A 6750-nucleotide genomic window follows, 5' to 3' on the forward strand; every position below is an offset into this window, starting at 1 on the left:
CCGCGGACCGGCTCACCACCCCGCTGATGCGGCCACGACGCGACGCCCCCCTCGAGCCGGTGAGCTGGGAGCAGGCGCTCGACCGCATCACTGCGGGGATCATCCGCCTCCAGCGTGAACACGGCCCGGACGCGGTCGGCGTCTTCGGCGGCGGCGGGTTGACCAACGAGAAGGCCTACGCCCTGGGCAAGTTCGCGCGGGTGGCGCTGCGCAGCTCCGCGATCGACTACAACGGCCGGTTCTGCATGTCGTCGGCGGCCGCCGCGGGCATCCGCTCGTTCGGGCTGGACCGGGGCCTGCCCTTCCCATTGGAGGACATCGCGCACGCCGGGGCTGTCCTCATGGTCGGCGGCAACGCGGCCGAGACCATGCCCCCGTTCATGCAGTACCTGACCCGCCAGCGGGAGAACGGCGGGGCGCTCGTGGTCGTCGACCCGCGCCTGACGGCCACCGCCCGCGCCGCGGCCCTGCATCTGCAGATCACCCCGGGAACTGACCTGGCCCTGGCCAACGGGCTGGCCCACATCGCCCTAACGGAGGGGTACGCCAACCACGACTTCCTCGCCGCTCGGACGACGGGCCTCGCCGAGTTGCGAGCAGTACTCGCCTCCTACTGGCCCGAACGGGTGGAGCGTATCACCGGAGTGCCGGTGGCAGACCAGTACGCCGCCGTGGGCCTGCTCACCCAGGCCGAACGGGCGATAGTGCTCAGCGCCCGCGGTGCCGAACAACACAGCAAGGGCACCGACACCGTCACGGCGCTCATCAACCTCGCCCTCCTACTGGGGCTGCCCGGCACCCCCCGGGTCGGGCTACGGCTGTCTCACCGGCCAGGGCAACGGGCAAGGCGGCCGGGAACACGGGCAGAAGGCCGACCAGCTTCCCGGCTACCGCAAGATCACCGATCCGGTGGCCCGGGAGCACATCGGTCGGATCTGGGGCGTCGACCCGACGACCATCCCCGGTCCGGGCCGCAGCGCCTACGAGATGCTGGACGCGCTCGGCACGCCGCAGGGGCCGAGGGCGCTCCTCATCCTCGGCAGCAACATCGCCGTCTCCGCCCCCCGGGCCCGTCGGATCACCTCGCGGCTGGCCGCCCTGGACCTGCTCGTCGTCGCCGACTTCGTGCTCAGCGAGACGGCGGCCATGGCCGACGTCGTCCTGCCGACCGCCCAGTGGGCGGAGGAGGAGGGGACGATGACCAATCTGGAGGGTCGGGTACTGCGGCGGGAACGGCTGCGGCCTCCTCCGGCGGGGGTACGCACCGACCTGGAGATCATCGCGGCGCTCGCCGCCCGACTCGGCCACGCCGAGCGATTCCCCGACGAACCACGGGTGGTCTTCGACGAGCTGCGCCGGGCCAGCGCCGGGGGATCGCCGACTACGCGGGCATCAGCTACGAGCGGATCACCGCATTGGACGGGGTGTTCTGGCCCTGCCCGGACGAGACGCACCCGGGTACCCCCCGGATGTTCCTGGACCGCTTCGCCACCCCGGACGGACGGGCTCGGCTCGTGCCGGTCGAGCACCGTCCGGTGGCGGAGGACATCGACCCCGAGTACCCCTACTACCTGACCACCGGACGCGTGCTGGCCCACTACCAGAGCGGTGCGCAGACCCGCCGGATCGGACCCCTCGTCGACGCCGCGCCGGAACCCTTCGTCGAGATCCATCCCGACCTCGCCGAACGGCTCGGGATCGCTGAGGGGGCGCCGGTGCGGGTCACGAGCCGACGAGGCACCTGCGAGGTGCCGGCGAGGCTGACCGACACCCTCCGGTTCGACACCGTCTTCTTGCCCTTCCATTGGGCCGGGGCCGGACGGGCGAACTCTCTGACCAACGACGCGCTCGACCCGACGTCCCGGATGCCCGAGTTCAAGGTGTGCGCGGTCGCGGTCGAGCCGCTCGAGGACCCGGACGACGACCCGATCGGCCACCCGGGCGACGATCGGCATGCCACCGGGTCCGTCCCCACCGCAACGGTCGGGGCTGCCGAACCCGTCCGAGCCATGTCGACGGGCCGCAGCCGACCGAGCGGAAGGCACCAACGGTGATGACCGCAAGACCCCGGACCATGATGCACGACTCCGCACCCCCGTCGGACTTCACAGGGGCCTCCGGGCCGCGCCGCATAGTCATCGTGGGGCATGGGATGGCGGGCTCCCGGATGATCAGTGAGCCTCGTTCCCGAGACCCCAACCTGATCATCACCGTGTTCGGGGAGGAACCGCATCCCGCCTACAACCGCATCCTGCTGTCGAACGTCCTGTCGGGAAAGGCGGATCTGGCCGACATCACCCTGGTCGACCATGCGACGTCCGGCGACAGCGGTGGCGGCGGCCACAGCGATGGCGGCCACAGCGGCGGCGACACGCCCCCGCGCGCCTTGGTCGACGTCCGGGTCGGCGTGGTGGCACACCACATCGACCGTACGCGTCGCACCGTCACGGCCGGCGACGGCAGCGTCGTCGCCTACGACGTACTCATCCTCGCCACCGGGAGCCGGGCGTGGCTGCCACCGATCGAAGGACTGACCCGACCGGATGGGACGCTGCTACCCGGAGTGGCGGCGTTCCGCACCCTCGACGACTGCCGGCGCATCCTCACCCAGGCCGAACGGGCCACCCGCGCGGTGGTGCTCGGCGGCGGCCTGCTCGGCCTGGAGGCGGCCCGCGGCCTGGTCCGCCGCGGTCTGGACACGACGGTCCTGCACGCCGCGGGTCACCTGATGAACCGCCAGCTCGACCGGCGGGCCGGACAGGTGCTGGCCCGGACGCTGGCCGGACTCGGGGTGCGGTCCCGGCTCGAGGCCAGGGTCGTCCGGATCCATGGCGACGAGCGGCTCACCGGGGTGGAGTTGGCCGGCGACGAGGTGCTCGACGCCGATCTGCTGGTGGTCTCGACCGGCCTCGCCGCGGCGGCCGGCCTGCCGGTCGAAGCCGGGATCGTGGTGGACGATCAGATGCGCTCCCCCGCCGATCCGGCCGTGTTCGCGGTCGGTGACTGTGCGCAGCACGACGGGACGGTGCAGGGACTGGTGGCGCCGGCGTGGGACCAGGTCCGGGTGGTGGCTGACCTTGTCACCGGCGCCGACCCCGCCGCGCGCTACAGTGGCGCCCGGCCCGTGACCAGGCTCAAGGCGCCGGGAGTGGATCTCGCCACCATGGGCGAGGTCGACGTGGACGAGTTCGACGAGGACGCCGAGGTGCTGCAGTTCGTCGATGTCACCCGGGGCACCTTCAAGAAGCTGGTGATCCGCGGGGACCGACTGGTGGGCGCGATCATGCTCGGTGACAACCCGACGGTGGGGACCGTGGCGCAGTTGTTCGACCGGCAGGCTCCGGTGCCGGCCGACCGGCGTAGCCTGCTGTTCCCGGCCCGGACCGAGGTCACCGTCACCGACAGTCCGGCGACCCTGCCCGACCGGGTCACCATCTGCCGGTGCAACAACGTGACCAAGGGCGGGATCACCCGCTGCTGGTTGGACGGGGCACGTGACCTGCCGGCGATCGTCACCGGTACCCGGGCGACCACTGGATACGGCACCTGCCGGGACGCCGTCGCGGGCATCGTCGAGTGGCTGGCCGCGGCCGACCCGGACCCCCCGGCCGCGGCGGGCGACAACTGCGCGACCGGCCTGGAGGAATGTCCTCAGACGGACCGGCGCAGCAGCGGCGGGTGCAGCGCGGTCGCCGAGCCACGCCGATACAGTTCGGCGGGCCGACCGCCACCGCGCGGGGAGGTGCGCTGGCCCAGCGGCACGACGAATCCCGGCGTGGACAGCACCTTGCGGCGGAAGTTCGGCGGGTCCAACGCGACGCCCCACGCGGCCTCGTAGACGCGGCGCAGGTCGGCCAAGGTGAACTGGTCCTCGCAGAAAGCGGCGGCAAGCGAAGTGTACTCCAGCTTGGCCCGGGCCCGCTCCACGCCGTCCACCACTATCCGCGGATGGTCGAAGGCCAGCGTCGGGCCGTCGGTCGAGTCCAGGTCCTCCACCGGCCACCAGCGGGCCCGCGGTCCGTCCCGGCCGGGCGGCGGCTGCGGGAGGTTCGGCAGCAGGGCCAGGTAGGCCACGCTGACCACCCGAACACGCGGGTCGCGGTGCGCGCCGCCGTAGGTCCGCAGCTGCTCGAGGTGACCGGTCGTCGTGACGCCCGTCTCGGCCGCGAGCTGCCGCAGGGCCGAGGCGTCGAGATCCTCGTCGCGGTCGACGAAACCACCGGGCAGCGCCCAGCATCCGCCGAACGAGGGATCGTCCCGGCGGATGACCAGGACGCAGAGCCGACCGGCGCGCAGGGTCAGCAGAACCACGTCCACGCTGACGGCGAGGGCGGGCGGCATGACGGCGTCATGCCGCCCGCCCTCGCCGTCCAACGGACCGCGGATCCGGTTCGGTGGAGAGGCGGGCGCCACCCCTCCAGTCTGGCCATCCCCGCGCCGATGCACACGGGTCCCTCCTCGACCTCCCGCCGAAAGCGGCACCTCAGCGGGCGACGCCGCCCGACGGCCCGGGACGGCTCAGGGACGGCCCTCCGCGTGGACGACGGGCAGGCACGGCGGGCCGTAGCCCACCTCCCGGGCGATGGGGGGAAGGGCCGCGAGGGCCAGACGATGGTGCTCGCGAGCGCGCCGGGTGCCGGCCGGCCCGGTCAGGCCACCAACCGGCTCACCGGCCTTCACCAGCGGACGCAACAGGTCCCGGTCCCGGGCCGGGTCGGGCGGTCGCAGCGACGCGGGGAGCGCGTCCCCGGAGCCAGAGGGACCCACCCCCGGACCGGACGGACCGGACGGACCGGACGGCGCGGACAAGCAGTCCGGGGCCGGCGGCGAGCCCGGCGGGCTCGGAAAGATGACATCAGCGACGGCACGGCCGTTGAGGTCATGGCGGCGGATGACCCGCTTGCGCCCCCCACGGGTGCTCTTGCCGACCGACCTCTTCGCCACGGGTTCGCCGTCGACCTCGACCAGCTTGTAGACGAACCCCGCGGTGGGCGCACCCGCACCGGTGACCAGGCTGGTACCGACACCGTAGCCGTCCACCGGGGCATCGCCCAACCGGGCTATGGCGTGCTCGTCCAGATCCCCGGTCGCGATGATCCGTGTTCTGGTCGCACCGAGGCTGTCGAGCTGCGCGCGGACGGCGCCGGCGACCCGACCCAGGTCCCCGCTGTCGATCCGGACAGCCCCGAGCTCGGCGCCCGCCGTCGCGACGGCAGCGGCGACCCCCGCGGGGACGTCGTACGTGTCGACGAGCAGCGTCGTGCCGACACCGAGGGTGGCGACCTGCGCGGCGAACGCCTCAGCCTCACTCGGATGGACGAGTGTGAAGGCGTGCGCACTGGTACCGACGCTGGGGACCTTGTACGCTCGGGCGGCCTCCAGGTTCGACGTGGCTGCGAAACCCACGAGGTAGGCCGCGCGGGCGGCGGCCACGGCGGCGGCCTCATGGGTGCGCCGGGATCCCATCTCGAGACAGGGCCGGTCCCCGGCCGCCCCGACCATCCGGGCCCCCGCGGCCGCGATCGCGCTGTCGTGGTTGAGGATGGCGAGCACGAGTGTCTCGAGCAGCACGGTCTCAGCGAAGGTGCCCTCGACGGCGAGCACTGGCGTCTCGGCGAAAAACGGTTCGCCCTCGGCGAAGCCATGGATGTCGCCGCCGAAGCGGTAGTCCGCCAGCCACTGTGCCGTGACCTCGTCGATGACATCGGCGGCCCACAGAGCGGCTAGCTCGGGCGGCCCGAACCGGAAGTCCGCCAGCGCATCGAGCAGCCGGCCGGTGCCAGCGAACACACCAAAACGGCGACCCGGCGGCAATGATCGGGTGAAGACTTCGAAGACCACACGACGATCCGCCGCGCCGGACCGGAGCGCCGCGCGCAACATGGTCAACTCATAGTGATCGGTCAGGAGTGCCGTCGACATCCGGAACACGGTAGGGACGAGCACGCTCCGATGCGCGCCGACCGGCGATTTGGCGGGCAGGGAAAGGGAGTGCCTTCATCCCGCCTGGGCACGCTGACCTGACAGTGCATGTTGGTCTGGCGGTGGGTAAGCGTCGATTCCCACACGGCCTACACTACACGTTCCATCGACCTTCAGTAGCACACGGGAGAGCCTCGACGTGACCACGCTGATCAGCACTAGGCCGATCAGTACCAGGCCGATCAGCGCAACCCCGACCGGCCCGACGGCGAGCACGGGGAGGATGACTGCGAGAACGGTCAGTCACCTTCGGTCGCAACCCGAACAGAAACGCTCTCCGGGGACCCCCGGGGATCCCCGGGGTCGGCGTGCGATCGTCTTGACCGTGGACCACAGCAATGCCGGGATCTTCCTCGTCACTGTCGGCGGGGCGCTGTTCGCACTGCTGGTGCTCGGCGGCCGGGCGGGCCGGAGCATCGCGCGCGAGGTCTGGAGTCGTATCGGCTTCTTCCGCTGGATACTCCTCCTGATCATCATTGTGATCGTTCTCGACCTCGCGGACGGACTTCCCAACCAATGAACATACATTCGACGGGAACGCCCTCGCATAACACATGGCACCGGGGATGTTGCTGGAAGCCGCAAAATTACACCCACACGAGATGTTCGAATTATGTCACTGCACCCCTAGGGAGTCGAAATGAAATAACTTGCGCGTTTCGAACCCTCCACAGGCCTGTGACCTGCGATGATGCTCTCGATCACGTATTTGTTACTTCATTACGTCCCCTAGATCTGTCTTCCGCACATGGGGTTTCGATGCGTTGA

5 protein-coding genes and 2 pseudogenes are annotated in these 6750 nt (G+C 71.1%); 5 read left to right on the top strand and 2 right to left on the bottom strand.

What is annotated here, in order from left to right:
* Positions 1 to 26: 26 nt before the first annotated feature.
* The 4 genes and pseudogenes from AC08OU_RS20940 to AC08OU_RS20955 all read left to right on the top strand — a co-directional run.
* Positions 27 to 752 (top strand): annotated as a pseudogene (locus AC08OU_RS20940) (molybdopterin oxidoreductase family protein); the annotation flags it as partial.
* Positions 753 to 987: 235 nt separating this feature from the next.
* Positions 988 to 1575: a molybdopterin oxidoreductase family protein gene (locus AC08OU_RS20945; RefSeq protein WP_476601053.1), complete on the top strand. Its 588-nt coding sequence runs from the start codon at positions 988 to 990 to the stop codon at positions 1573 to 1575.
* Complete coding sequence (locus AC08OU_RS20950; protein ID WP_476601051.1) at positions 1470 to 2054, top strand: molybdopterin oxidoreductase family protein; 585 nt, start codon at positions 1470 to 1472, stop codon at positions 2052 to 2054. The genes AC08OU_RS20945 and AC08OU_RS20950 overlap by 106 nt, the downstream gene beginning before the upstream one ends.
* A gap of 23 nt (positions 2055 to 2077) precedes the next feature.
* Positions 2078 to 3565 (top strand): annotated as a pseudogene (locus tag AC08OU_RS20955) (FAD-dependent oxidoreductase); the annotation flags it as partial.
* 86 nt (positions 3566 to 3651) lie between these two features.
* On the opposite strand, the gene AC08OU_RS20960 reads toward AC08OU_RS20955, so the two are convergent.
* Entirely contained in the window at positions 3652 to 4413 is a 762-nt protein-coding gene (locus tag AC08OU_RS20960; protein WP_476601049.1) for an NUDIX hydrolase, read from the bottom strand.
* Positions 4414 to 4518: 105 nt separating this feature from the next.
* On the bottom strand, positions 4519 to 5922 hold the full coding sequence (locus tag AC08OU_RS20965) for a nicotinate phosphoribosyltransferase (RefSeq protein ID WP_476601047.1): 1404 nt from the start codon (positions 5920 to 5922) through the stop codon (positions 4519 to 4521).
* Positions 5923 to 6307: 385 nt separating this feature from the next.
* Here AC08OU_RS20965 and AC08OU_RS20970 point away from each other — a divergent pair, with 385 nt between their 5' ends.
* Entirely contained in the window at positions 6308 to 6502 is a 195-nt protein-coding gene (locus AC08OU_RS20970; protein WP_462187781.1) for a hypothetical protein, read from the top strand.
* The last annotated feature ends 248 nt before the right edge of the window (positions 6503 to 6750 follow it).

The sequence above is a fragment of the Frankia sp. CcMO1 genome, from assembly GCF_977945845.1.

Coding starts and splice junctions, on each gene's coding strand:
- AC08OU_RS20945 (WP_476601053.1), top strand. CDS start 988: ATGCTGGACGCGCTCGGCACGCCGCAGGGGCCGAGGGCGCTCCTCATC.
- AC08OU_RS20950 (WP_476601051.1), top strand. CDS start 1,470: ATGTTCCTGGACCGCTTCGCCACCCCGGACGGACGGGCTCGGCTCGTG.
- AC08OU_RS20965 (WP_476601047.1), bottom strand. CDS start 5,922: ATGTCGACGGCACTCCTGACCGATCACTATGAGTTGACCATGTTGCGC.